The 22403-nt window shown below is 70.7% G+C and carries 23 protein-coding genes; 22 read left to right on the top strand and 1 reads right to left on the bottom strand.

What is annotated here, in order from left to right; translation table 11 throughout:
- Positions 1–31: 31 nt before the first annotated feature.
- Positions 32–211, bottom strand: a complete 180-nt coding sequence (locus tag MFF64_RS34675; RefSeq protein WP_238193639.1) for a hypothetical protein — start codon at positions 209–211, stop codon at positions 32–34.
- Between the two features lie 631 nt (positions 212–842).
- On the opposite strand from MFF64_RS34675, the gene MFF64_RS34670 reads away from it, so the two are divergent.
- The 22 genes from MFF64_RS34670 to MFF64_RS34565 all read left to right on the top strand — a co-directional run.
- Positions 843–3179, top strand: a complete 2337-nt coding sequence (locus MFF64_RS34670; protein ID WP_238193638.1) for an FdhF/YdeP family oxidoreductase — start codon at positions 843–845, stop codon at positions 3177–3179.
- 186 nt (positions 3180–3365) lie between these two features.
- Positions 3366–4136 carry an SDR family NAD(P)-dependent oxidoreductase gene (locus tag MFF64_RS34665; protein ID WP_099900282.1) on the top strand — a complete coding sequence of 257 codons (771 nt, stop codon included), beginning with the start codon at positions 3366–3368 and terminating at the stop codon, positions 4134–4136.
- On the top strand, positions 4136–4621 hold the full coding sequence (locus MFF64_RS34660; RefSeq protein WP_238193637.1) for a (2Fe-2S)-binding protein: 486 nt from the start codon (positions 4136–4138) through the stop codon (positions 4619–4621). Before MFF64_RS34665 ends, MFF64_RS34660 begins: the two co-directional genes overlap by 1 nt.
- The gene (locus MFF64_RS34655) at positions 4621–5616 is read left to right on the top strand and encodes an FAD binding domain-containing protein (RefSeq protein ID WP_238193636.1); all 996 of its coding nucleotides are present in this window, start codon (positions 4621–4623) and stop codon (positions 5614–5616) included. The genes MFF64_RS34660 and MFF64_RS34655 overlap by 1 nt, the downstream gene beginning before the upstream one ends.
- Before the next feature lie 2 nt (positions 5617–5618).
- On the top strand, positions 5619–7997 hold the full coding sequence (locus MFF64_RS34650) for a xanthine dehydrogenase family protein molybdopterin-binding subunit (protein ID WP_238193635.1): 2379 nt from the start codon (positions 5619–5621) through the stop codon (positions 7995–7997).
- Positions 7978–8898 (top strand): NAD(P)H-dependent oxidoreductase, encoded by a 921-nt coding sequence (locus tag MFF64_RS34645; RefSeq protein WP_238193634.1) that lies wholly within the window; start codon positions 7978–7980, stop codon positions 8896–8898. Before MFF64_RS34650 ends, MFF64_RS34645 begins: the two co-directional genes overlap by 20 nt.
- 156 nt (positions 8899–9054) lie before the next feature.
- A complete protein-coding gene (locus tag MFF64_RS34640) occupies positions 9055–9522 on the top strand; it encodes a Na+/H+ antiporter subunit E (protein WP_238193633.1) in 468 nt (155 codons plus the stop codon).
- On the top strand, positions 9519–9773 hold the full coding sequence (locus MFF64_RS34635) for a monovalent cation/H+ antiporter complex subunit F (protein ID WP_238193632.1): 255 nt from the start codon (positions 9519–9521) through the stop codon (positions 9771–9773). The genes MFF64_RS34640 and MFF64_RS34635 overlap by 4 nt, the downstream gene beginning before the upstream one ends.
- Positions 9770–10054 (top strand): monovalent cation/H(+) antiporter subunit G, encoded by a 285-nt coding sequence (locus MFF64_RS34630; protein ID WP_238193631.1) that lies wholly within the window; start codon positions 9770–9772, stop codon positions 10052–10054. Before MFF64_RS34635 ends, MFF64_RS34630 begins: the two co-directional genes overlap by 4 nt.
- Positions 10051–10296: a hydrogenase subunit MbhD domain-containing protein gene (locus tag MFF64_RS34625; protein WP_099900744.1), complete on the top strand. Its 246-nt coding sequence runs from the start codon at positions 10051–10053 to the stop codon at positions 10294–10296. The genes MFF64_RS34630 and MFF64_RS34625 overlap by 4 nt, the downstream gene beginning before the upstream one ends.
- Positions 10293–11069, top strand: coding sequence for an MnhB domain-containing protein (locus tag MFF64_RS34620; protein ID WP_099900742.1), 777 nt, complete (start codon positions 10293–10295; stop codon positions 11067–11069). Before MFF64_RS34625 ends, MFF64_RS34620 begins: the two co-directional genes overlap by 4 nt.
- Positions 11066–11440: a sodium:proton antiporter gene (locus tag MFF64_RS34615; protein WP_238193630.1), complete on the top strand. Its 375-nt coding sequence runs from the start codon at positions 11066–11068 to the stop codon at positions 11438–11440. Before MFF64_RS34620 ends, MFF64_RS34615 begins: the two co-directional genes overlap by 4 nt.
- Positions 11437–13182: a complex I subunit 5 family protein gene (locus tag MFF64_RS34610; RefSeq protein ID WP_238193629.1), complete on the top strand. Its 1746-nt coding sequence runs from the start codon at positions 11437–11439 to the stop codon at positions 13180–13182. Before MFF64_RS34615 ends, MFF64_RS34610 begins: the two co-directional genes overlap by 4 nt.
- Positions 13183–13485: 303 nt before the next feature.
- Entirely contained in the window at positions 13486–14145 is a 660-nt protein-coding gene (locus MFF64_RS34605) for a cytochrome c3 family protein (RefSeq protein WP_099902302.1), read from the top strand.
- Positions 14133–16955 (top strand): 4Fe-4S dicluster domain-containing protein, encoded by a 2823-nt coding sequence (locus MFF64_RS34600; protein WP_238193628.1) that lies wholly within the window; start codon positions 14133–14135, stop codon positions 16953–16955. The genes MFF64_RS34605 and MFF64_RS34600 overlap by 13 nt, the downstream gene beginning before the upstream one ends.
- The gene (gene nrfD, locus MFF64_RS34595) at positions 16952–18301 is read left to right on the top strand and encodes an NrfD/PsrC family molybdoenzyme membrane anchor subunit (protein WP_238193627.1); all 1350 of its coding nucleotides are present in this window, start codon (positions 16952–16954) and stop codon (positions 18299–18301) included. Before MFF64_RS34600 ends, nrfD begins: the two co-directional genes overlap by 4 nt.
- Positions 18302–18329: 28 nt before the next feature.
- Positions 18330–18845 (top strand): DUF3341 domain-containing protein, encoded by a 516-nt coding sequence (locus tag MFF64_RS34590; RefSeq protein ID WP_238193626.1) that lies wholly within the window; start codon positions 18330–18332, stop codon positions 18843–18845.
- Positions 18842–19402 carry a c-type cytochrome gene (locus MFF64_RS34585; RefSeq protein ID WP_238193625.1) on the top strand — a complete coding sequence of 187 codons (561 nt, stop codon included), beginning with the start codon at positions 18842–18844 and terminating at the stop codon, positions 19400–19402. Before MFF64_RS34590 ends, MFF64_RS34585 begins: the two co-directional genes overlap by 4 nt.
- Positions 19399–20358 (top strand): hypothetical protein, encoded by a 960-nt coding sequence (locus MFF64_RS34580; protein WP_238193624.1) that lies wholly within the window; start codon positions 19399–19401, stop codon positions 20356–20358. Before MFF64_RS34585 ends, MFF64_RS34580 begins: the two co-directional genes overlap by 4 nt.
- Complete coding sequence (locus MFF64_RS34575; protein WP_238193623.1) at positions 20351–20830, top strand: hypothetical protein; 480 nt, start codon at positions 20351–20353, stop codon at positions 20828–20830. The genes MFF64_RS34580 and MFF64_RS34575 overlap by 8 nt, the downstream gene beginning before the upstream one ends.
- Positions 20830–21897, top strand: coding sequence for a cytochrome c oxidase subunit II (gene coxB / locus MFF64_RS34570; RefSeq protein WP_238193622.1), 1068 nt, complete (start codon positions 20830–20832; stop codon positions 21895–21897). Before MFF64_RS34575 ends, coxB begins: the two co-directional genes overlap by 1 nt.
- A 220-nt stretch (positions 21898–22117) precedes the next feature.
- A partial coding sequence (locus MFF64_RS34565) for a cbb3-type cytochrome c oxidase subunit I (RefSeq protein WP_238193621.1) occupies positions 22118–22403 on the top strand: 286 nt, incomplete at its 3' end.

The raw sequence follows: 22403 nt of genomic DNA, 5'->3' as shown, positions 1-22403 counted from the left end.
GTGCCTCCGTTCCTGAGGCCCGCAGCCTGTCTCAAATCATCTGACGACGGACAATATCCAGGGAGCAGACGCTTGAGAGACGGAATGCGCTCTTACCCCAAACAAGGGGAGCGCGGTGGCGCATTTCCAGCAAGCCACAATCCGCAACCGCCTGCTCAGGGCACTCTCGCCCGGCGATTTCGCGCGCCAGTGCATGCAGGGTCAGCTTCATTTCCTGATCGGGCGACAAGCATGCTTGGAAAAACCATTTTGATTGCTCTGATTGGCTCCAAAATTATCGAAAGCAAGCTGTATAATTCGGCAGATTAACACACATTAAATCAGGCAAATTCTATCGCAAAGCGCCGGAACGAGGCCTTTCTGCTGTCGTTGGCCGGAACGTGCAGGGAGCCAGCACCATGAAGGTGAGTGAAGCCATGATGCGGGACGTGCGCCTCACACAGACCAAGCACACGAGTCAGGACGTCGCTGCCATCATGGCGGGAGCCACGGTGATGACAGGCGGGTCGGGATCAAGTCGCTCGGCGATCTCGTGGTGATGCGGGGCGTTGACGGTGCCGGCGAGGCGTTCTCGGGCGTGTCGCGGCCCGGCGGTGCGCATTCGCAGACCGGCGAACCGCGCAACGGACACGTGCGGGAGAGGCCTCCGCGACGGATGACGGGATACCACACGGCGCGCGACGCCGAACCACGGCGCAGGTCGGCGGCCGACATAGTCGGTTTTCCCACAAGGCCGACGATCACTCGACGACCGACGCGAAGTCCGGCCGCATCCTCACGCGACGGGGAAACTGGTCCCGCTTGGCGCGGCACGCGCCCGAGCAGCAGATAGGGGAACGTTGATGCCCAGCGAAGAGGACACCGTTCATTACGAGGGCCCGTCAGGCGGTTGGGGTTCCGTGCGGGGCATCTCCCGGATCTTCGGAAAGGAATGGGCGACCCCGCTCGCCACCGAGACGCTGTTCCGGCAGAACAAGCCCAAGGGCTTCATGTGCGTGTCCTGCTCCTGGGCGAAGCCGGCGAACTATCACCCGTTCGAGTTCTGCGAGAACGGCGCCAAGGCGACCTTGTGGGAGCTGACGACCCGGCGCTGCACCCCGGACTTCTTTGCCAAACATACGGTCACGGAATTGCGGGACTGGACGGACTACGATCTTGAGCAGCAGGGCCGCCTGACCCACCCGATGCGTTACGATCGCGCCAGCGATCGCTATGTCCCGTGCGACTGGGACGAGGCATTCCGGGAGATCGGGTCAGAGCTGAGGCGTCTCGACCCGAAATCGGTCGTGTTCTACTCGTCGGGACGTGCGAGCTTGGAGACGTCATATCTCTACGCACTGTTCGCCCGGCTCTACGGCTGCAACAACCTCCCCGATAGTTCGAACATGTGTCACGAGACCACCTCGGTGGCGCTCAAGAAGGTGATCGGGGCGGGCGTCGGCACGGTCGTATTCGACGATCTCCAGAACTGCGACGCCATGTTCTTCTTCGGCCAGAACACGGGGTCCAACAGCCCGCGCTTCCTGCACCCGCTTCAGGAAGCAGCCAAGCGCGGCGTCCAGATCGTGACGTTCAACCCCGTGCGCGAGCGCGGACTGGAATTCTTCACCAACCCCCAGAGCCCGGTCGAGATGCTGACGGGCAAGGAGACCCGGATCAGCACGCAGTACCATCAGGTCCGGCCCGGCGGAGACATCGCGGTGCTGATGGGGATGTGCAAGCACGTCTTCACCGCCGATGACGACGCGCGTGAGCATGGCCGGCGCGTGCTCGACATCGACTTCATCGAGCAGCACACGAGCGGGCTCGAGGCCTTCGAGGCGAAGGTCCGGGCGACGTCCTGGGAGGAGATCGAGCGCGAGTCGGGCCTGAGCCGGAAGAACATCGAGGCCGCCGCCCAGGTCTACGTCGAGGCGGATCGCGTCATCGGCATCTACGGGATGGGCCTGACCCAGCATATGCACGGGTTCGAGAACGTCGCGCTGTTCGTGAACTTGCTGCTCCTGAAGGGCAATATCGGTCGCGACGGCACCGGCATCTCGCCGGTGCGCGGACATTCCAACGTCCAGGGGCAGCGCACGGTCGGCATCACGGAGAAGCCCGAGCTGGTGCCGCTCGATCGCTACGCGAAACAGTTCGGCTTCGCGCCGCCGCGCGACACGGGCATGAACACGGTCGAGGCCTGCGAGGGCATCCTGTCAGGCAAGGTCAGGAGCTTCTTCGGCCTCGGCGGCAATTTCGTGCGCGCCATTCCCGACCGCGACCGCATGGAGAAGGCCTGGACGACGATGCGCCTCACCGTCCAGGTCGCCACGAAGCTCAACCGCTCCCACCTCGTGAACGGGGAGATCGCCTACCTGCTGCCCTGCCGCGGCCGCACCGAGGAGGACGTGCAGGCGAGCGGACCGCAAGCCGTGAGCATGGAGGACACATTCAGCTGCATCTACGGCTCGCTGGGCCGCCGCACGCCCGCCAGCGAGCACCTCAAGTCCGAGGTCGACATCGTGGCGGGCTTCGCCAAGGCGACGCTGGCCCCGAACCCGAAGGTCCGATGGGACGATTGGGTCGGCGACTACGGGCTGATCCGCGACCAGATCGCTGAGACCTATCCCGAGCAGTTCCACGGCTTCAACGAAAGGATGTGGACCCCGGGTGGCTTCTACCGGGGCAACTCGGCCCGCGAGCGGATCTGGAAGACGGAAAGCGGAAAGGCCGAGTTCACGACACCCGAGACGCTGTCGGCGACCGGATGGCCGGACGCACCCGGCCGGTACCGCCTGATCACGATGCGCTCGAACGACCAGTTCAACACCACCATCTACGGCTACAGCGACCGCATGCGCGGCATCGAGGGCACGCGCGACGTCCTCCTAATCAACCCGCAGGAGATGCAGCGGGCGAACCTGCAGGAGGGCCAGGTCGTCTCGCTCGTCGGCGATGCGGAGGACGGGGTCGAGCGCGCGGTGTTCGGCCTGAAGGTGGTACCGTTCTCGCTGCCCGATGGCTGCCTCGGCGCCTACTATCCCGAGATGAACCCGCTGATGCCGCTCTCGCACCACGATGGGCCGTCGAAGACGCCGGCCGCTAAGTCGGTGCCGGTGCGGATCCGGGCATCGGACGAGCGTGGGGATGTCACGGAGAGGCTCGAGCCGCCGGGACACGCAACGCATCCGGTGTGACGAGCGCCCCCGTCAGCAGGTGGGGGACGCACACCGTCGAGCCGACGGAGACGACGAGAGGTCACCGACCGGCCACCCATCGCCGATCCCCCTCTCCGCCAGGGTGCAAGTGCCCGTCGCGGTCGATAACCGTGACCGGTCCGGATCGGCCCTGAACGAAGACCATTGACTGACGGGAGACGGACCATGAAGCTCAGAGGCAATCGCGCCCTGATCACCGGGGCGGATTCGGGCATCGGCCAGGCGATCGCGGTGGCGTTCGCGGAGGCCGGCGCCGACGTCGCGATCGTCTACCACACCGATGCCGACGGGGCGGCCGAGACCAGGCAGCGGGTCGAGGCCGCAGGGCGGCGCGCCCACGTGATGCAGGGTGATGTCGGCGATCCTGCCTCGGTCGAGGCGTTCTTCGCCGAGGCCGTCGATCGTTTCGGGCCCCTCGACCTCCTCGTCAACAATGCCGGCATCGGCTCGGGCGGCGCCGAGGTCGCGGAGCTCAAGGACGAGGACCTGGAGCGGGTGCTGCGCGTCAACCTGATGGGCCCGGTCTTCTGCTGCCGCGCCTTCGTGCGGCTGCGCCGGCAGCATGGCGGGCGCGGTCGGATCGTCACGATCTCGTCGGTGGCGCAACACCTGCCGACGCCTTCGAGCGCCCCCTACGGCATGGCCAAGGCCGGTCTCGGCTCGCTCACCCGCAGCCTGTCGCGCGAGCTCGCGGAGGAGAAGATCAACGTCAACAACATCGCGCCGGGGCTGATCCAGACCCCGATGACGCAAGGCCGCCTAGACGACCCGGACAAGCGTCGGCAGTCGATGGAGCGCATCCCCTGGCACCGGGCCGGCCAGCCGGAGGAGATCGCGCGGCTGGCGCTGTTCCTCGCCTCGGAGGCCGGCGACTACGTCACCGGGCAGACCTGGACCATCGACGGGGGCCTCAGCATGCAGTGGGGCGGCGCCTGATGCACACGACCATGCAAACCATCCTGCGCATCAACGGGCGCGAGGCACGCCTCGACCACGATCCCCGGATCACCCTGCTCGATGCCCTGCGCGAGCGGCTCGGGCTCACCGGCACCAAGAAGGGCTGCGACCAGGGCCAGTGCGGCGCCTGCACGGTGCTGATCGACGGGCGGCGCGTCCTGTCCTGCTTCTGCCTCGTCGCAGCGGTCGAGGGCGAGGTGACGACCATCGAGGGTCTCTCCGGCGAGGACGGGCCGCTCCACCCGATGCAGCAAGTCTTCCTCGACCGTGATGCCTACCAGTGCGGCTACTGCACTCCCGGCCAGATCATGAGCGCCATCGCCTGCGTGACCGAGGGCCATGCCGGCAGCCCCGACGAGATCCGGGAATACATGAGCGGCAACCTGTGCCGCTGTGCAGCCTACCCAAAGATCGTCGAGGCGGTGCAACAGGCCGCGCCCCTCCTGATTGGGAGGGCCCCCTGATGCGCCCCTTCGCCTATGCCCGCGCCGGAGACACCCCGACGGCACTGAGCCTGTCGGGACGCGAGGCCGCCTACTTCGCCGGCGGCACCACGCTCCTCGACCTGATGAAGCTCGACGTGATGGCGCCGGAGCGCCTCGTCGACATCAACCCGCTCAAGGCCGAGCACGGCAGCATCGCGGCGGATGGATCGGGCCTCGTGCTCGGCGGTCTCGCCCGGATGAGCGAGGCCGCCGAGCATCCGGCGATCGCCCGCGACTACCCGGCAATCCGCGACGCCCTGGTCCAGGCGGCGAGCGCGCAGCTGCGGAACATGGCGAGTCTCGCCGGCAACTTGCTCCAGCGCACCCGCTGCCTCTACTTCCGCGACCGCAGCTGGCACGCCTGCAACAAGCGGAACCCGGGCAGCGGCTGCGCCGCCATTCAAGGCGTCAACCGCCGCCTCGCGGTGCTGGGGGTGAGCGAGCACTGCATCGCGCATTATCCGGGCGACCTCGCCGTGGCTTTGGTGGCGCTCGATGCGAGCGTCGACCTCGTCGTCCCGGACGGCAGCACCCGCACCCTGCCTCTGGAAGTGCTGCACCGCCCCTGGGGCGACACGCCTCACGTCGAGACCAATCTCGCGCCGGGCGAACTGATCACGGCAATTCGGGTACCGGCCGCGCCCTGGTTCCGCCGCTCGCTCTACCGCAAGGTGCGCGACCGGGAATCCTACGACTTCGCCCTCGCTTCGGCCGCGATCGCCCTCGACCTGGCGCCGGACGGGACCGTGCGCGAGGCGCGGGTCGGCCTCGGCGGGCTCGCCGCCCGGCCGTGGCGGGCGCGCGAGGCGGAGGACGCCTTGCGCGGGCAACGCCTCGACGAGGGGAGCGCGGCGGCCGCCGCGCTGGCCGCCTTCGCGGGCGCCGTCACCCACGGCGAGAACGCCTTCAAGCCCGAGCTCGGCCGCCGCACCCTGGTGCGCGCCCTCCTCGACGCTGCCGCGATGGAGACGTAACGATGCCGACCCTGATCGGGCAGCCGACCCCGCGCATCGACGGCCGCGCCAAGGTGACGGGCCGTGCGTCCTACGCCTCCGACGAACCGGTGGCGAACCCGGCCCACGCCTTCCTCCTCACCAGCTTCATCGCCCGCGGGCGGATCACGGGGTTCGACCTCGCCGAGGCGAAGGCCGTGCCGGGCGTCCTCGACATCCTGACCCACGAAAGCGTGGGGAGCGAGGCCAAGCCCCCGAAGCAGGCGAGCGGCGGGCCGACCACCACCACGATGGAGGACGACCAAGTCTGGCACGACGGCCAGATCATCGGCATCGTGCTCGCCGACACCTACGAGGCCGCCCGCGAGGCTGCCTTCCGGGTGCGGGTGCATTACGCCGCCGAGACGCCGGCGGCGAGCTTCGACGCGGCCGGAGCCGAGCGCGAGCGGCGCGACGACGGCGAGCACCAGGATTACGCGATCGGCGACGCCGAGGGCGCACTGGGAGCGGCCGAGGTGACGCTGGACGCCGCCTACGCCACGCCGACCCAGCACCACAACCCGATCGAGCTGTTCACCACCACCTGCGCCTGGGAGAACGGAAACCTGACGATCTGGGAACCGAGCCAGTTCGTCTACGGATTGCGCGCCAACGTGGCGGGCCAGCTCGGCATCCCGCCGGAGCGGGTGCGGGTGGTGTCGAAATTCGTCGGCGGCGCCTTCGGCTCGAAGGGCGGGGCCACCGCCCGCACCGCCTGGATCGCGGTGGCGGCCCGCCGCCTCGGCCGGCCGGTCAAGCTCGTGGCGACCCGCGACCAGGGCTTCACCATCGCCACCTACCGGGCCGAGACGCGCCACCGCATCCGGCTCGGCGCCACGCGCGACGGGCGCCTGACCGCCCTCGTGCACGAGGGCACCGAGGTGACCTCGCGTCCGAGCCGCTACAACGTCTCGGGCAACGAAACGACGGCGCGGCTCTACGCCTGTCCGAACATCCTGACCCGGGTCGACATCGTGCATGCCGACCGCAACACCCCGGGCTTCATGCGGGCGCCGCCGGAGACGCCCTACATGTTCGCGCTGGAAAGCGCGATCGACGAACTCGCAGGCAAGCTCGGCCTCGACCCGATCGAGCTGAGGCGCCGCAACGACGCGCAGGTGGATCCGGTGAGCGGGCTGCCCTTCGCGGGCCGCCGGCTGATGGCCTGCTTCGACGAGGGCGCGGCCCGTTTCGGCTGGGCCGATCGCAACCCGCGGGCCGGGTCGATGCGGGACGGCGAGTGGCTGGTCGGCCTCGGCTGCGCCAGCGCGGTCTACGAGACCAACATCGCCGCCTGCGCTGCCCGGGTGAGTTTACGCCCGAACGGCACCGCGCGGGTCGAGGTGGCCGGGCACGATATCGGCACCGGCGCCTACACGGTGGTGGCGATCACCGCCGCCGACCGGCTCGGCCTCGACGCCTCGGCGATCGACGTTGCCATGGGCGATACGACCCTGCCGGCGGCGCCACTGGCGGCGGGATCGAGCCACACCGCGAGCCTCGCCAACGCGGTGGCAGCGGCCTGCGAAATGGTTCGTGACCGCCTCGCCCGCGCCGCGACGACCCGGAATGCCGGCCCGCTCGCCGGGCACGACCCGGGCACCTTGCGCCTCGTCGATAGCTGCCTCACCGCCCCGGAGGGCGTGGCCGAGCCCCTGAGCGACGCCGTCTCGCGGCTCTCGCCCGGTGTGGTCGAGGCCTTTGCCGAGAACATCCCGGACGGCGCGCCGCCGGATGCGATGGGCAAGCTGCATGCCGGCACCAACCCGATCCTGCGCGGCTACAAGCGGTCGGACGTGGCGGCCTACGCGTTCGGCGCGCAGTTCGTGGAAGTGCGGGTGCATGCCCGCACATGCGAGATCCGGGTGCCGCGGATGCTCGGCGCCTTCGCGGCGGGAAACATCGTCAATCCGATCGCGGCCCACAGCCAGTACATGGGTGGGATGATCTGGGGCCTGTCGGCGGCCCTGCTGGAGAAGACCGAGCTCGACGACAGGGCTGCGCGCTACGTCAACGACAACCTATCGGAGTACCACATCCCGGTCTGTGCCGACGTGCGCGATGTCGAGGTGATGATGCTGCCGGAGGACGACGACCGCGCCAACCCCCTCGGCATCAAGGGCCTCGGCGAGATCGGCATCGTCGGCATGAACGCGGCCATCGCCAACGCGGTCCACCACGCCACGGGGCGGCGCATCCGGGAGCTGCCGATCCGGATCGAGGACCTGCTCTCACAGTCGCGGGGAGCTCATCCTCATCCGTTCGGGTCGACGATCCCGCGTTCCCCAAGTCCGGAACGCTTCGCATCCCTTCTCCTCTCAGCGGCGGATGACGATCTGCGCCATGGACGATCTCAAGGCTGAAGCCGAGCAACTGCCGCTGGAGCCTCGACCGCTCAAGGTGCTGCTTGTCGCCGGCTCGGCCCGGCGGCTCGACGGCTGCCCCGGCCTCGACGGAAAGGCACGGGCACTGATGCACCGCATGCTCGGACGCCTGCCGGCGGGCTGGCAGGTCGACCACGTCGACATCGGCAACGAGCACGGCAAGCCCAAGATCCAAGGCTGCAACGGCTGCGTCGGGTCGTCGATGGCGCTCTGCGTCTGGCCCTGCAACTGCTACGGACCGGACAGCGACCACCAGCCCGACCTGATGTGGAACGAGAAGCTCTATCAGCGCCTCGCCCGCGCGGATGCCTGGGCCATCATCGGCCCGGTCTGGTGGTACGGCCCGACCACCAACCTGAAAGCGATGTTCGACCGCCTGGTCTGCATGAGCGGCGGCAACCCCCGACCGGACCTGATCGACAAGAAGAGTACCCTGAAGGCTCAAGCTCTGGAGCGCTCCCCGCTCTGGCGCGAGCTTACGAAGAATCACCTGGAGGGTCGCACCGCCGCGTTCTTCTGCTACGGCAACGAGGGCGGCAACGAACTCGACGCAGATGGCCGCCCGCGCCTCGTGCAGCACAAGGCGTGGTTCGACCCGGATTGCGAACCCTATGGCGGCGACGAGCGCAAGGCCTACCAGGGCCTGGTCTGGCAGTGCCGCTACAGCGGGATCGAGGTACCAGACGCGTTGTGGCGCCACGCAGCCATCGGGCTCGGGCGCCCCTATGCGGACGACCAAGCCGACGACATGGTGCGGGACAGCGACGCCGTGGCCTGCTTCGACGCGTGGGTCGATGCCTTCGTCAGCCATGTCACGACTAAAGGCCCGGTACCCGGCACCACGGAGGCCGAACGTGGGGCACAGTCGACGACCGGATAAGCGAGACAATTTAGAGAATCGGATCACGGCCTCGCACGCGCTGACGCTCAACCTGCTCCCACCTCTGCCGACTGCCGGCATTCGTGCGGCATGTATAGGCGAACATGAAAAGCCCGAGGACGTTAGAGCCTCGACCAACATCGGATTCGCCCGACGATGCTCCGCAGCACCCTCGCCTGGCTCGGCACGCTCGCCCTCTACCTCCTGCTCGCCGGTGCCGCCGGCACCCACGAGGTCGCGACCGGGATCGTCGTCGCGGGCCTGACGACGGCGTGGGCCGGGCGGATCCGCACCGAGGCGAAGCGGCACTTTCGCTTCTCGCGCGTCCACCTCGCCCCCTGGAGCCGGGCGCTCGCGGGCTTAGGGTCCGCGACCCTGCGCACCGGCGCCACGCTGGCGCGGGCAATCCTGGTCGGCACTCATCCGGGCCATGCCCATCGCCGGCCCTTCCGTCGCGGGCCGGAGGACGAGCCGGCCGAGCGGGCCCGCCGGGCCGGGGCCGTGCTCCTCGCCTCGCTCGCGCCCGACAGTTTCGTGCTGCGCGCCGATCCCGGCCGCGACGAGGTGCTGATCCACGTGCTCGGCGAGTCGCCCCCGCCGGCCGATCCGCGGTGGCTGGCATGACGAGTCTCTGGCTCGCCGCCGCGCTCGCGCTGCTGCCGCCCTTCGGGCTCGCGGTCGCGGCAGCGGCCCGCGGCAGCCTCGCCTTCCGCCTCGTGGCGGTGCAGCTCGCCACCTCGGTCGCGGTGCTGCTCCTCGTCGTGATGAGCTTCGCCCTCGACCAGCCGGCCGTGATCGACCTCGGGCTTGTCCTCGCGGTGCTGACCCTGCCCGGCACTCTGCTCTTCGCCATATTCCAGGAGCGCTGGCTGTGAGCGTCCTCGTCGGGCTCTGCCTCGCCCTCGCGATGCTCTCCGCCTGGGTCGCCGCCCTGGCGCTCTGGCGGCTCACTACCCCGTTGCAGCGCCTGCACACCGTCACTTTCGTCAACGTCGCCGGGGGCGCGGCCATTGTCCTCGCCACCTGGCTGACCGACGGGCTCACGCCGCGGGCGTTGAAATGCACTGCGATCTGGCTGGCGACCCTGCTCGTCGGCGCGCTCCTCTCACACGTCACCGGCCACGCGCTGCACATCCGCGACGGTGAGCGGCGATGAGCGGGCTCGTCGCCGGCCTCCTGATCCTCGCCGCTGGCTCGGGCTTGCTCGTGGTGATCACCCGCGACCCCAGGCGGCAGGTCTACGCGCTCGCCGGCAACGGCCTCGTCCTCGGGCTGCTGTTCCTGGCCTTGGAGGCTCCCGACGTTGCCCTGTCGGAGATCGCCGTCGGCACGGCGGTGACGCCGTTCCTGTTTCTGGTCGCGCTCGCCGCGATCGCCACGGACCGGGTCGGGCGATGAGCGTGCGGCTTCGCCTCGTCATCCTCGGCCTCGCCCTCCTGGCGCTGGCGCCGGCCGTGGCCCACGTCGCCCTCGCCCTGCCGGATTTCGGCACGCCCACCTCGCCCTACGGGCAGGCGGTGAACGCCCTGCTGCCGGAGCTGCGCCACGTCACCAACATGGTGGCGGCGGTCAATTTCGATGTGCGCGGCATCGACACGCTTGGCGAGGAATGCATGCTGCTCTGCGCCGTGACCGGCGCGACGGTGCTCCTGCGCGGCGCCCGCGGCGAAAGCGGTGCCGAGCGGGCGGGCCACGTGCCCGGGCGTCCGGTGATCCCGCGCGCCGACGCGACGGTGCTCGCCTGCCGGATCGCCGCGACGCTCACCCTGCTGCTGGGCGTCTCCGTCGCGCTCCACGGCATGACGACGCCGGGCGGCGGCTTCCAGGGCGGCGTGATCATCGCCTCGAGCCTGCTGCTCCTCTATCTCGGCGAGGGCTACGCGGTGTGGCGGGCGCTGGTGCGCGGGCCGGTCCTCGCCCTGCTCGAGGGCGGCGGCGCGCTGCTCTACGTCGTGGCGGCGGCGGTTCCGCTTGTCATGGGCCGGCCGGCCCTGGAGAACATCCTGCCCCTCGGTACCCTCAAGGACCTCTATTCCGGCGGGCTGATGATCGTGGTCAACGCCGCGGTCGCCCTGTCGGTGACCGGCAGCTTCGGGCTCCTGCTCCTCGAATTCATGGAGGAGACCCGCGCGCCCGACCACGATTCCGTGCCCGACGAGGAAGGCCGATGAGCGCATTGCCCTGGTTCGTGGCCGCCTGGCTGTTCGGGATCGGGCTCTACGGGCTGGCCACCTCGCGCCACGCCGTGCACCTCGTCGGGTGCCTCACCGTGTGCCAGTCGGCGACCTACGTGCTGCTCCTCGGCCTCGGCTTCGTGGACGGCGCAGGGCCGCCGATCTTCTACGACCATCCGCCCGGCACGCCGGCGGTCGACCCGATCGTGCAGGCCCTGGTGCTGACCGACATCGTGGTCGGCGCCGCGGTGTCGGCGCTGCTGCTGGCCATCGCCGTCCAGGTGCAGAAGCGCCGCCACACCCTCGATCCGCAGGTCCTGCGGCCCCTTCGCCCACCCGATTCCACGCCCGAGCGGTCGACCCGGTGAATCCCGACGCCGTCCTTCCTGTCGCGGTGCTGCTGCCTCTCGGCGTGGCGACGTTGATGCTCGGCCTCGCCCACTGGCTGCCGCCGCGCCTGCCGAAGGTACTAGCGATCCTGACCGCGCTCGCCGTCTGCGGTTTGTGCGCCTGGCTCGCCCGCCACAGCCTCGACGGACCGGTGCGACACTGGTTCGGCGGCTGGACGCCCGACGCCGCGCAGCGGCCGGACGTGGTCCTCGGCATCGGCTTCCAGGCCGATCCGGCGAGCGCTGCCCTCGCGGCTTTCTGCGGCCTGCTGTTTGCCGCCACCTTCGTCTTCGCCTGGGGCTACTTCGACGCCGAGCACGCGCATTTCCAGGTGCTGATGCTGCTCTTCCTCGCGGCGATGGTCGGCTTCTGCCTGACGCGCGACCTGTTCAACCTGTTCGTCTGGTTCGAGCTGATGAGCGTCGCGGCCTTCGCGCTCACCGCCTATCCGCTCGGCCGCAGCGCGCTCGAGGGCGCCTTCACCTTCACGATCACCAACACGCTCGCGAGCTTCCTGATGCTCGCGGGAACCGGCCTGCTCTACGCCCGCACCGGCACCCTCGACTTCGCCGCCATGGGCCAGGTGGTTGCCGGGCTCGGCGGCGACCCGGTCGTGACCGGCGGCTTCGTGCTGGTGGCCGGCGCCCTTCTCACCAAGGCGGCGATCCTGCCGTTCCACCTCTGGCTCGCCGACGCCCACGCCGTCGCGCCGAGCCCGGTCTCGGTGATCTTCTCCGGCGCGATGGTCAGCCTCGGCCTGTTCGGCCTTGTCAAGCTGGTGGCGCAGGTCTTCGCCGACGACCCCACCGTCATGGGGCTGGTGCACGGGCTGTTGCTGTGGCTCGGCCTCGCCACCGCACTTGTCGCCGGCCTGATGGCCTTCGCCCAGCGCCACCTCAAGCGGCTGCTCGCCTTCTCGACCGTCGCGCATCTCGGTATCATGCTGACGGCGCTCGCGGCCGACACCGGCACGGCGCGGGCGGGCCTGCTCCTCTACGTGGTCGGGCACGGCCTGGTGAAGGGCGCGCTGTTCATGGTGGCGGGCACGCTCCTCGCCCTGCGGCAATCGGCCGACGAGATCGTGCTCTACGGCCGGGGCCGGGGCCTGTGGCCGCCGGCCCTGGCGATGGCGCTCGGCGGCCTCCTCCTCGGCGGGCTGCCGCTCGGGCTGATGCACGGCGCGACCGGGCTGATGGAGCACGAGGCCGGCCCGCTCGTCACCGCCGGCACGACGCTGGCCACCGCGCTCACCGGCGGCGCTGTGCTGCGCGCCGCCGCCCGGATCTTCCTGCGCGCCAGCGGCGTGCCCGGGCCGGAGCTCCTCGCTCCGACCGAGCGCGAGCGCGAGAAGCCCGACCGCCCGCTCTGGCTGATGGCCCTGCCGGCGCTCACCCTCGTCGCGCTGGCGCTCACGCCCTACGACGCCGTGGCCCCGTTCCTCGGCGCCGCGGCGGCACGCCTAGCCGATCCGGCAGCGTTTCCTCTGGCGCTGTCGCCGGCCGAACTCGGCAACCTTGCGCCGATCGGACTGACGCTCGGCTTCCTGGCCCTCGCCCTCATGCGCCGCCGTGCGGTGTCACGGGCGATGCGGCAGCTCACCGGGGTGGAACGGGCCGGCTTCGGGGGGCTGCAGGCCCTGCATAGCGGGCTGGTGGGCGATTACGTGACTTGGATGGCCGTGGGTCTGGCGCTGTTCGCGGTGGCCTGCGCGCTGACTTGAGTGCCTCGCGAGCTGCCTTTCGGGCCGTCACCGTCGCGGCGATCTGCGACAGACCAACGATCGAGCCGCAGGACGCGAACTCAGCCTCGCCGAAAGCTCAGGCTGCCGGCGCATGCCCGGCTTGCGGTTTCGGAAGGCCCATGCGCCCGAAGAACTGCGATTCTCATGCGGATACGTCGCTTCGTAGCCACGGCCACGGTCCCTCGATCCAGGCGACGGAACCAGAATACCCATACTGAGTATATTGCTACGGATGCGGTGCGAACACCGGCCGGGGGATCGGGGAGCGAGACTGCAAGCGGAATGGCGCAGATCTTTCGTCCGGGCGCCGACACTCTGGCGCGCGTGGTCCTCGCAGGCATCGCCGTCGTTCCGGTCCTCGCGGTCGGGATGGCCACCACCCTGTGGCGCTCTCCCTACGCCACCGCCCAGGACGTGACCCGCGAGCAGCCGGTGCCGTTCAGCCACGAGCACCATGTCGGCGGGCTCGGGATCGACTGCCGCTATTGCCACACCTCGGTCGAGAAGGCCGCCTTCGCGGGCATTCCCCCTACGGAGACCTGCATGAGCTGCCACTCGCAGATCTGGACCAACGCGCCGATGCTGGCTCCCGTCCGCACCAGTCTCGCCGAGGGTCGGCCGCTGGTCTGGCGGCGTGTCCATGTCCTGCCGGACTACGTCTACTTCAATCATGCGGTCCACGTCGCCAAGGGTGTCGGCTGCGGGACCTGCCACGGCGCGATTCAGACCATGAAACTGGTGCGGCAGGTCGCGCCCCTCACCATGGGCTGGTGCCTCGACTGCCACCGCAATCCCGGACCGAACCTTCGTCCGCGCGAGGCGGTGTTCGACATGACCTGGACGCCGCCCGCGGGTCAGGCGGAGCAGGGCACCCGCCTTGCCGCCGCCTATCACGTGAAGTCGCCGGCGCGGCTCAGCGAGTGCTCGATATGCCACCGCTAACCGGCCTTCACCGCCGCGAGGCCCTGCAGCTGCTGGGCGCCAGCATCGCGCTCGCGGCGGGAGGATGCTCCCGGCCAGACGAAGAGATCCTGCCTTACGTGCGCCAGCCCGAGCAGCTCCTGCCCGGGGTGCCGGCGCGCTACGCCACGGCGCTTCCCCTCGCCGGCTTCGCCCGGGGCGTCCACGCCATCGCGGTCGACGGCCGGCCGATCAAGATCGAGGGCAACCCGCTCCACCCCGGCAGCCGCGGCGCCACCGACGTCTTCCTCGAAGCCGCGATCCTCGACCTCTACGACCCCGACCGCTCCCGCGCGCCGAGCGAGCGCGTCGCCGGCATCGCCTCCTGGGAGGCGTTCGGCAAGGCCTATGCCCGGCCGCTCTCCGAGGCGCGGGCGCGACGCGGGGCGGGCTTCCGGCTGCTGACCGGCCGGATCACCTCGCCGACGCTGCTGCGCCAGATCGCGGCCCTGCGCGAGGCGATGCCGGAAGCGGCCTGGCACGTCCACGAACCGCTCGACGAAGTTAATGCCCGGGCCGGCGCCGCCCTGGCCTTCGGGCGTCCGGTGCGGGCCCTGCCGCGGCTCGACCGGGCCGAGATCGTGGTCTGCCTGGAGGCCGATCCCCTCGGGCCGGGGCCGGACCAGATCCGCCTGTCCTCCGCCCTGATGGAGCGCCGCCGCGACCCGGCCCGGTTCGGCCGCCTGCACGTGGCGGAGAGCCTGCCGACGCTCACCGGCATCAAGGCCGACGCGCGCCGCGCCCTGGCGCCGCCAGCGGTCGCCGCCCTCCTCGTCCATCTCGCCAACGGGTTCGGCGCCGGCCAGCCCGAGCCCGGCTTGGGGGATGACGAACGGCGTTTCGCGGAAGACATCCTGGCCGATCTGCGCGGGCATCCCGGCCACGCCGTGGTGCTCGTCGGCGAGGCGCTGGATCCCGCCTTCCATGCCCTCGCCCACTGGCTCAACGCCCGGCTGGCGGCACCGATCGACTTGATCGCGCCGCCGGACGCGCTGCCGGACCATCCGTCAGGCGACCTTGCGGGGCTGTGCGAGGACATCGCGGCGGGCAAGGTCTCCTGCCTCGCCATCCTCGGCACGAATCCGGTCCACACCGCGCCGGCCGGTCTCGGGTTTCCGGAGCTGCTGCGGCGGGTGCCGTTCAGCGTTCAGGTCGGCACGCATGCCGACGAGACAGCGGGAGCGACCCACTGGCACCTGCCGCTCGCCCACGACCTCGAATCCTGGTCCGACCTGCGGGCGACCGACGGCACGGCCGGTCTGGTCCAGCCCCTGCTGCGCCCGCTCTACGGCGGCCGCTCGGCGCACGAGATCCTGAACCTCGTCACCGGCGCCGAGACGCGACGCGGCTACGACATCGTGCGCGAGACCTGGCAAGGCATCTGGGAGCGGCACCGCCGCCCGGACGACCGCGAGTTCGAGGGCTGGTGGCGGCGCTGCCTGCATGACGGGACGATTCCGGGCAGCGCCGCCGCACCGGTTCCGATCCCCGAGCCTACCCTGCCGGTCCTGCCGCCGGCGCCCCCGCCGTGCGACCTCACCCTCCTGCTCACCCCCGACCCGGCCCTGTGGGACGGACGCTCGGCCAACAATGCCTGGCTGCAGGAATGCCCGCACCCGGTGACGAAGCAGGTCTGGGGCAACGCGCTCCTCCTCTCGCACCGCGAGGCCGCGCGGCGCGGGGTGAAGGACGGACAGGGCGTGAGCGTCACCGTTCGCGGCATCTCGGTGGTCGCGCCGGTGGCGGTCGTGTCGGGGGTCGCCGACGGGGTGGCGGGGTTGAGCGTCGGCCATGGCCGGCCCCGGGCCGGGCCGATCGGCAACGACGTCGGGGTCGACGGCTACCGGCTCATGCGGGAGGGCGCGGGGCGGCTGGTCCGCGACGTGAGCCTCACGCCGCTCGACGAACGGCACGCGATCCTGCGCACGCAGAGCTACACCCAGATCGAGGGTGAGACCGAGAAGCTCTTCCCGCGCATCGACCTCGCGGCGCTGGCCGCGTCCACGCCCAAGGGAAACGGGTCGGATCAGCCCACGCTGCTGGCCCCCTGGACGGGCGACGCCGACGGCCATGCCTGGGGCATGGTGATCGACACCATGGCGTGCATCGGCTGCAACGCCTGTGTGATCGCCTGCCAGTCGGAGAACAACGTGCCGGTGGTGGGGCCGGACGAGATCGCCCGCGGCCGGATGATGCACTGGCTGCGCGTCGACATCTACGACGCGGGCAAACCGGAGCGGATCGAGGCCGGGTTCCAGCCGGTGCCGTGCATGCATTGCGAGCACGCGCCGTGCGAGCCGGTCTGCCCGGTGGCGGCCTCGGTCCATGACGGCGAGGGGCTGAACCTCCAGGTCTACAACCGCTGCGTCGGCACCCGCTTCTGCGAGGCGAACTGCCCCTACAAGGTCCGCCGCTTCAACTTCTTCGGCTACGCCGACGGGCAGGAATACGCGAATCTCGGCGCCGCGCCGGTGCGGGCGCAGCGCAACCCTAACGTCACGGTGCGGGCCCGCGGCGTGATGGAGAAATGCACCTACTGCGTCCAGCGCATCGCGAACGAGCGCCAGGCGGCAGAGCGCGATGGGCGCCCGATGGGCGAGGTTTCCACCGCCTGCCAGTCCGCCTGCCCGACCCGCGCCATCCGGTTCGGCGACCTCGCGGCGAAGGACAGCCCGGTGGCGGCGCAGCGCTCGGATCCGCGCCACTACGCGCTGATGGCGGAGCTGAACACCCGGCCGCGCACCACCTACCTCGCCGACCTGCGCAATCCCGCCCGGGAGGACCGGACGTGAGCGGGCAGCCCCACCCGCTGATCGACGCCGAGCGCCTGGGCTACGGGGCGATCTCGGCGGCGGTCGCCGATCCGGTCCTGCGGACCGGCTTCGGACGCGCCTGGGTGATCGCGCTTCTCTGCACCCTGCCCCTCGTCGTCCTGACGCTCGGCGCCATCGGGGCGGTGCTCACGGTCGGGATCGGGCTGTCGGGGGTGAACACCACCGTGGTCTGGGGCTTCTCGATCGCCAACTACGTCTGGTGGATCGGCATCGGCAATGCCGGTACGCTGATCTCCTCGATGCTGCTGCTGACGCGCCAGCGCTGGCGCGCCTCGATCAACCGCTTCGCCGAGGCGATGACCCTGTTCGCCGCCGCCATCGCGGGGCTGTTCCCGATCATCCATCTCGGCCGGCCACTCTACGCCTACTGGCTGGCGCCCTACCCGAACACCATGGATCTGTGGCCGCAATGGCGCTCGGCCCTGGTCTGGGACTTCTGGGCGATCCTGAGCTACCTCTTGTTCTCGGCCCTGTTCTGGTACACCGGCCTGCTGCCGGACCTCGCCACCATGCGCGACCGCGCACGGACGCGGGCTGGCCGGGTGATCTACGGCGCGCTGGCGCTCGGCTGGCGCAACTCCGCCCGGCACTGGCGCGCCTACGAGACCTACCACCTCACCATGGCGGCGCTGGCCGTGCCGCTGGTCTGCTCGGTCCACTCGATCGTCGGGCTCGACTTCGCCGCGAGCCTGATGCCCGGCTGGCAGGAGAGCATCTTTCCGCCCTACTTCGTCGTCGGCGCGATGTTCTCGGGCTTCGCCATGGTGGTGGTGCTGGCGATCCTGATCCGCTGGGGCCTGAACCTTCAGGCGATGATCACGCCGGCGCATTTCGACGCCATGGCGAAGGTGATGCTGTTCGCCTCGATCGTCATGGCGTTCTCCTACGCCACCGAGTGGTTCACCGCCTGGTATGGCGGCGAGCACGCCGACCGCACGGTCGTCGGGTATTTCTTCACCGGCGATTACGCGCCGCTCTACGGCCTGCTGCTGTTCTGCAACTGTCTGGCGCCTCAGGCGCTGTGGTGGCGCCGGGTGCGGCGGAACCTGTGGTGGCTGGCGATCATCTCGGTGCTGATCAATGTCGGGATGTGGCTCGAGCGGATCCTGATCGTCTGGAACACGCTCTCGCACGGCCACGCCGTCACGCTCTGGCGGACCTACCACACCAGCCTCTACGATCTGGCGATCCTGGTGGGACCGCTCGGGCTGTTCGCCTTCCTGTTCCTGGTGCTGGTGCGCCTTCTGCCGATCGTCTCGATGCACGAGGTCCGACAGCTGGCGCGGGACGAGGGGGCGGCGTGATGGAGCACGGATGCCGGGAGGCGCACCCGTGACCACGCCGCTCCTCGCCGCGTTCGACACCCCCGACGCCCTCGTCACCGCGTTGCGCCGCGCCCGGGCGGACGGCCACCGCGCCGTCGACGCCTTCACGCCCTTCCCCCTCGAAGAGCTCGCCGAGGCCTTCGATCCCGCCCCGCGCTGGATCCGGCCCGCCATGGCGCTCGCCGGGTTCGGCGCGGCGGCCGCGATGTACGCCCTGCAATGGTGGAGCGCCGTCCACGACTACCCGCTCAATTCCGGCGGCCGGCCGCTGCACAGCTGGCAGGTCTTCGTGCTGGTGCCGTTCGAGGTCGGGGTGCTGGCCGCCGCCATCGCGGGCTTTACCGCCTTCCTCGTCACCTGCGGGCTGCCGCGGCTGCACCACCCGCTCTTCGTGATGCCGCAATTCGAGCGGGCGAGCCAGGATCGCTTCCTGCTCCTCGTGGCGCCGAAGGGCGACCCGGAACCCCTGCGCCGGCTCCTCGAGGAGGCCGGGGCCGGACTGGTGGCGGAGACGCATCCGTGACCGGCCGGCTCCTGCCCTCCGTCCTTCTCCCGTCGCTCCTGCTGCTCGGCGCCTGCGACGACCTCTCGATGGCGCGGCAGAAGCGCTACGACGTCTACCGCCGCGCCGAGCTCTGGTCCGACGGGGCCGAGGCCCGCAACCCTCCGGACGGGACGGTGCAGCAGGGCGCGCTCGCCGACGAGGCGGCGCTCGCCGATCCGCCGCCGGTGGACGCCGCGCTGCTGCAGCGCGGGCGCGAGCGCTACGAGGCGATCTGCACCCCCTGCCACGGGCTGACCGGCCACGGCGACGGCATGATCGTCGCCCGCGGCTTTCCCAGGCCTCCCTCCTACCACGAGGACCGGCTGCGGGCGGCGCCCGCCCGCTACCTCGTCGACGTCATCACCAACGGCTACGGCGTCATGTATCGTTACGCCAACCGCGTCGAGCCGCGGGACCGCTGGGCGATCGCCGCCTATATCCGCGCCCTCCAGCTCTCCCAGGGCGCCCGCATCGCCGAGGTGCCGGGGCTGGCGGAGAAAATTCCGGCAGAGGCGAACCCGGAGGGGCGTCCGTGACCGAGGCCCTCGCCCGCGGCTGGCTCCTCGCCTGGATCGCCTTCGGCGCCCCCCCCGCGGGCGCCCTCGTGCTGCTGCTCGTCCACCGCATCACCGGCGGGCGCTGGGGCGAGGCGCTGGCGCCGGTCCTGCGGCCGGTTGCGGCGCTCCTGCCGCTCGTCGCCCTCGGCTTTCTCGGCGTCGCGCTGGCGCTGCCGGCGCTCTATCCCTGGGCGGCGGATCCGGGCGCGGTGAAGCCGGACGTCGCCGCCCTTTACCTCAACCCGCTCCTGTTCGTGGCCCGCGGCGCGGTCGCGCTCCTCGGCTGGTCGGTGCTGGCCGGGCTGGTGCTGGCCGGGCGCCGCACCCGCCTTGTCGCCGGCCTCGGCCTCGCCTTCTACGGCCTGACCATCAGCCTCGTTCCGGTGGACTGGATCCTGTCGCTGGAGCCCCGCTTCACCTCCTCGGCCTTCGGCGCCGGGTTCGCCCTGCACCAGATCCTGGCCGCCTTGAGCCTCGCCGCCGTGGCGAGCCCGCGCGGGCTCGACGAGAGAATCGCGCCCGACCTCGCTAACCTGCTGCTCGCGACCCTGCTCGGCGTGCTCTACATCGGCCTGATGTCCTACGTGGTGGCCTGGTACGGCGACCTGCCGCCCAAGGCCGCCTATTACCTGCGGCGTGCGGCCGAGCCCTACCCGGCGCTGATGGCGGCCTCGGTCGCGGCCGGCGGCCTCCTCCCGTTCCTGCTCCTGCTCCTCGGGGCGGTGCGGCGCAGCCCCGGGGCCCTGCGGCTCGTCGGACTTCTCGTCCTTGTCGGGCTCGTCTCGCGCGCCTGCTGGCTCGTGCTGCCGGCCTGGGGACCGGGAGCGGGCGGGGCGGCACTCGCCGCCGGGCTGTGGCTCGCCGGGCTCGTCGTCGTCGCGCGCCTGGCCTTGCGCCTCGCCGGCCGGCTCGGAGGGAGGCTCCGGCATGCCTGACACCGCCGAACCGGTGCGCGACGACGCGGTCGGCCATGCCGAGGGGCCGCCGGAGGCGCCCGACATCCGCCTGAAACCGGTGCTGCTCGCCGGCCTGTTCATCGTGGTCTTCGTCGCCGTGACCCTCGCAGGCATGCGTCTCTACCGCGACATGGTAATCACCAGCCCCAACACCGAGGAGCCCCGCACCTTCGCCGGCCCGGCCCTGCAGCGCGACCCGCAAGGAGACCTTGCCCGCCTCCTCGCCGACCAGCGCCGGCGCCTCGACACCTATGGGTGGGTCGACCAAACCCGCGGCATCGCCCGCATGCCGGTGACGGAGGCGATGCGGCGCCTCGGCGAGCGCGGATCGGACGCCTACGCCGCCCCGCTCCAGCCGGAGCTCGTCCCGCCTCTGGGCAGCCGCGGCGGCGCCGCGAGCCCGCTGCCGCCGCCCGGCACCGTCGCGGCCTCGCCGAAAGAGGTGCGCTGATGGTCGGCCGCCTCATGCCCGAAACCGCCTCCCTCCAGGCGGTACTGACCGACCGGATCTTCATCGGGCTCACGATCGCCTCGGCGGTGATCCTCGCCCTGGTGATCGGCCTCATCCTGGTCTTCTCGATCCGCTTCCGCCGCGGCTCTAAGGCGAACCGCCATCCGTTGCCCGAGATCGTCTCGCGCGAGTTCGAGATCGGCTGGACCGCCGCGACGATCTTCCTGTTCGTGTTCGTCTTCTGGTGGGCGGCCTCGGCGGAGATCGGCGCCTACTCGGTGCCGCCGGACGCCATCGAGATCCACGTCGTCGCCAAGCAGTGGATGTGGAAGACGCAGGCCTCGAACGGCGCCCGCGAGATCAACGAGTTGCACGTGCCGGTGAACAAACCGGTCAAGCTGATCATGACCTCGCAGGACGTGATCCACTCGTTCTTCGTCCCGGCCTTCCGGTTGAAGCGCGACGTGCTGCCCGACCAGCAGACAGAGGCCTGGTTCCAGGCCACCAAGACCGGCACCTTCCACCTGCTCTGCACCGAGTATTGCGGCACCGACCACGCCCGGATGCTCGGCCGCGTCATCGTGATGGAGCCGGAAGCCTATGCAAGCTGGCTGTCGGCGCAGCCCGAGGGCGACGACCTCGCCCACCAGGGCGAGCGATTGTTCTCCGAGCGCGGCTGCGCCGGCTGCCACGCCCCTGGCTCGGCCGTGCACGCCCCGAGCCTCGCCGGAATCTGGGAGCGCCCGGTGCCCCTCGAAGGCGGCCGCTTCGCCACCGCCGACGCCGCCTACATCCGCGATTCGATCCTCCAGCCCGGGCGCGACGTGGTGGCGGGCTACGCCCCCGTGATGCCGAGCTATGCCGGCCTCCTCGACGACGGTGAGATCCAGGCGATCACCGCCTATATCCGCGCGCTCGGCTCCGAGCCTGGGGTGGTGCGCAGCCTCGGCACGCCCGAGATGCGCTCCAACGTACCCGGCGGGGTGCGGGAGCGCAGCCCGGCGATGGTGCCGGGCGCGCCGGTGCTCGACGAGCCCGCTCCGGCGGGACCGGGGGTGCGGCCGTGAGTGCCGCGAGGGTCCGCTCCCTCCCCCCTCTGCGGGGGAGGGTGCCCCACGGCGGGTGCGTAGCACCTGTGCTGGAGCGGGAGAGGGGCAGCGCGACGCCGATCCAGACGGCGCCCTTCATGGCGGCCGCGCCCCCTCCGGAAGCGTCGTCCCCTCTCCCGCCCGGCTCCGCCGGGCACCCTCCCCCGCGCCGGGGGGAGGGACAAGAAAGAGGCTCCCGATGAGCACCACCGCCAGCCCCACCGGCCTCGCCGACCCGGACGAACTCGACCTGCGCCTGCCGGTGAGCTACCTCGCCGACGGGCACAGCGTCCGCTCCTGGCTCCTCACCACCGACCACAAGCGGATCGCGATCCTCTACGCGGTCACCATCACGGTGTTCTTCTTCATCGGCGGCGCCGCGGCCACGCTGGTGCGGCTCGAACTCGCGACGCCCGAGGCCGACGTGCTGCGGGCCGACACCTACAACAAGCTGTTCACGCTGCACGGCGTGGTGATGGTGTGGT

Source organism: Methylobacterium frigidaeris (genome assembly GCF_022179185.1).
In the GTDB taxonomy this organism is placed as follows: Bacteria; Pseudomonadota; Alphaproteobacteria; order Rhizobiales; family Beijerinckiaceae; genus Methylobacterium; species Methylobacterium frigidaeris.
The sequence above is the reverse complement of the archived record's forward strand: the minus strand, read 5'-3'. Positions and strand labels throughout refer to the sequence as shown.

What these genes read in the sequence shown, in the direction of transcription:
- MFF64_RS34665 (WP_099900282.1), top strand. Translation starts at nt 3,366, where the DNA reads ATGAAGCTCAGAGGCAATCGCGCCCTGATCACCGGGGCGGATTCGGGC.
- MFF64_RS34625 (WP_099900744.1), top strand. Translation starts at nt 10,051, where the DNA reads ATGAGCGGGCTCGTCGCCGGCCTCCTGATCCTCGCCGCTGGCTCGGGC.
- MFF64_RS34675 (WP_238193639.1), bottom strand. Translation starts at nt 211, where the DNA reads ATGAAGCTGACCCTGCATGCACTGGCGCGCGAAATCGCCGGGCGAGAG.
- MFF64_RS34655 (WP_238193636.1), top strand. Translation starts at nt 4,621, where the DNA reads ATGCGCCCCTTCGCCTATGCCCGCGCCGGAGACACCCCGACGGCACTG.
- MFF64_RS34615 (WP_238193630.1), top strand. Translation starts at nt 11,066, where the DNA reads ATGAGCGCATTGCCCTGGTTCGTGGCCGCCTGGCTGTTCGGGATCGGG.
- MFF64_RS34605 (WP_099902302.1), top strand. Translation starts at nt 13,486, where the DNA reads ATGGCGCAGATCTTTCGTCCGGGCGCCGACACTCTGGCGCGCGTGGTC.
- MFF64_RS34600 (WP_238193628.1), top strand. Translation starts at nt 14,133, where the DNA reads ATGCCACCGCTAACCGGCCTTCACCGCCGCGAGGCCCTGCAGCTGCTG.
- MFF64_RS34660 (WP_238193637.1), top strand. Translation starts at nt 4,136, where the DNA reads ATGCACACGACCATGCAAACCATCCTGCGCATCAACGGGCGCGAGGCA.
- MFF64_RS34640 (WP_238193633.1), top strand. Translation starts at nt 9,055, where the DNA reads ATGCTCCGCAGCACCCTCGCCTGGCTCGGCACGCTCGCCCTCTACCTC.
- MFF64_RS34645 (WP_238193634.1), top strand. Translation starts at nt 7,978, where the DNA reads ATGGACGATCTCAAGGCTGAAGCCGAGCAACTGCCGCTGGAGCCTCGA.
- MFF64_RS34620 (WP_099900742.1), top strand. Translation starts at nt 10,293, where the DNA reads ATGAGCGTGCGGCTTCGCCTCGTCATCCTCGGCCTCGCCCTCCTGGCG.
- MFF64_RS34635 (WP_238193632.1), top strand. Translation starts at nt 9,519, where the DNA reads ATGACGAGTCTCTGGCTCGCCGCCGCGCTCGCGCTGCTGCCGCCCTTC.
- MFF64_RS34650 (WP_238193635.1), top strand. Translation starts at nt 5,619, where the DNA reads ATGCCGACCCTGATCGGGCAGCCGACCCCGCGCATCGACGGCCGCGCC.
- coxB (WP_238193622.1), top strand. Translation starts at nt 20,830, where the DNA reads ATGGTCGGCCGCCTCATGCCCGAAACCGCCTCCCTCCAGGCGGTACTG.
- MFF64_RS34670 (WP_238193638.1), top strand. Translation starts at nt 843, where the DNA reads ATGCCCAGCGAAGAGGACACCGTTCATTACGAGGGCCCGTCAGGCGGT.
- MFF64_RS34575 (WP_238193623.1), top strand. Translation starts at nt 20,351, where the DNA reads ATGCCTGACACCGCCGAACCGGTGCGCGACGACGCGGTCGGCCATGCC.